Annotated in this window: 1 protein-coding gene; it reads right to left on the bottom strand. The window is 52.9% G+C overall.

The window, feature by feature from the left end:
* A partial coding sequence (locus tag HFD99_RS24675; RefSeq protein ID WP_238797285.1) for a condensation domain-containing protein occupies positions 1–1,933 on the bottom strand: 1,933 nt, incomplete at both ends.

Raw genomic sequence — 1,933 nt, 5'->3', positions numbered from 1 at the left:
GCCTGACGATCCTGCTGCTCCAGCCATTCGATATATTGACTGTACGGCGTGACAGGGGCCAGTTCCGGTTGTTTATGAGCCAGAATCGCAAAATAACTCGCAAACACTTCGTTTGTCACCAGTGACAAGCACCAACCGTCCATCACGATATGATGGAAGCTCCATACAAAACGGTACGATTCCTCACCTGTGCGCAACACAACGATACGCATCAAGGCGTCTTTTGCCAGATCAAAGCCTCTTTGCTTGTCTTTACGCGTAAATTCGAGCATGTATTCGTTTTGCTGCTCTTCCCCCATATCCCGCAAATCCTCAACATACAGTTCACTGCGCTTATTCCGGTACACGACCTGAAGCGGTTCATCCTTCCAGCCGCTGTAGAAGTTCGTGCGCAATACCGTATGCCGCTGCACCAAGACATCCAAACTGGCCGCAAACGCAGCGATATTAAAATGTCCGCGCAGATCAAAGGAGGCCTGTTCAAAATACGCTCCCGATTGCGAATCCATCAGATTGTAAAAGAGCATCCCCTTTTGCATCGGTGTCAGTGCGTATACATTTTCCAGCTCACCGATACGTGCCGCCTGTTCCGCAATCTGTTCCAGCTCTCCAGTCGTCAGACCTTTGAAGGATACATCACTTGGCGTCAGTTCCGGTTGTTCCTGAGCGGTGCAATGCGCAATGACCTCTTGCAAAGCGGATTGCAGCAGTCCCGCCACACGCTCCAGCGTTTCTTTACGATACTGCTTACGGCTGTAAGCAATTGTCAAACACAGCGTGCCTTCCGAGATCATCGCGTTTAAATCCAACGTGTACGGCAAGCGGGAATGGGCATCCTCTGTCTCCCCTGCATGGTAGGACGACAACGTGATTCCACTGTTTTGTAGATCCTGATCCACCTGCCCCAAGTAGTTAAAGCTGATTTCCGGTTCTGCAATCGCACGCGCTTCACCTGTTCCGAACGTAGGGGACAAGTAGCGCCAAATGCCATAGGTCAGCCCTTTATGCGGAATCCGGCGCAAGCCTTCCTTGGTTTCTTTAATTCGCTGAGCCAGTGTCATTTCCTTGCTGGTCTCCAACAACACCGGATACAAGCTCGTAAACCAGCCTACGGTACGCGTAATATCCACCTCTGGCAGGATCGTTTCCCGACCGTGTCCCTCTAGATTCACCAGCACATGGCCTGCGCCTGTCCAGTTGTGCAGCGCGAGTCCCAGCGCGGTCAGCAGCAAATCATTGACCTCGGTGTTGTAGGCACGATGAGCCTGCTTTAACAGTTGCTGGGTTTCAGCTTCGGTCCACGCTACGGTCAGCACTTCGCTGTCTGCGTTTAAGGAGCCCTCGTAGGCAAAATCCTTAGGCAGCGGCATAGCTTCCGCTTTGGCCTGTTCCAGCTGCTTCCAATAAACTTCATCCGAGGCAGCCTCAGGACGGTTGGCGTAAGAAGATAACTCCTGTGCCCAAGTTTGGAAGGAATCTGTTTTATACGGCAATCGTACAGGCTCACCCTTGCTCGCCTGCTCGTAGCCTGTCGAGAAATCTTCGAACAGAATCCGCCACGACACCCCGTCCACCACCAAATGGTGAATGGCGATCAGCAGATGGTCGCCTTCGGCTGTACGGAACCATCCCAGCTTCACCAAAGGTCCTGCGGACAGGTCCAGGCTGCTTTGAATTTCCGTTGCCTTCGCTTCCAGCGCTTCCGCATAAGCGGACCGTTCACGGAAGTCCACTGTTTCCAGCGTATACAGTGTGCCTTCCTCTACACCGCGTGTCCAAGCCGTATAACCAGCGGAAGTCTGACGGAAGACCATACGCAGCGCATCATGATGCTTCACGAGGTGATCCATAACCTTACGAATCGCCGTCTCGTCAAAGCCCTCGGCGCGATAGAGCATGACCGCTTGATTAAAGTGCTGTGGACGCTCGCGCT

Origin of the sequence: Paenibacillus sp. EKM301P, from assembly GCF_011800295.1 — a bacterium.
Classification (GTDB): domain Bacteria; phylum Bacillota; class Bacilli; order Paenibacillales; family Paenibacillaceae; genus Paenibacillus; species Paenibacillus polymyxa.
This window is presented reverse-complemented; position numbering and strand designations above follow the sequence as displayed.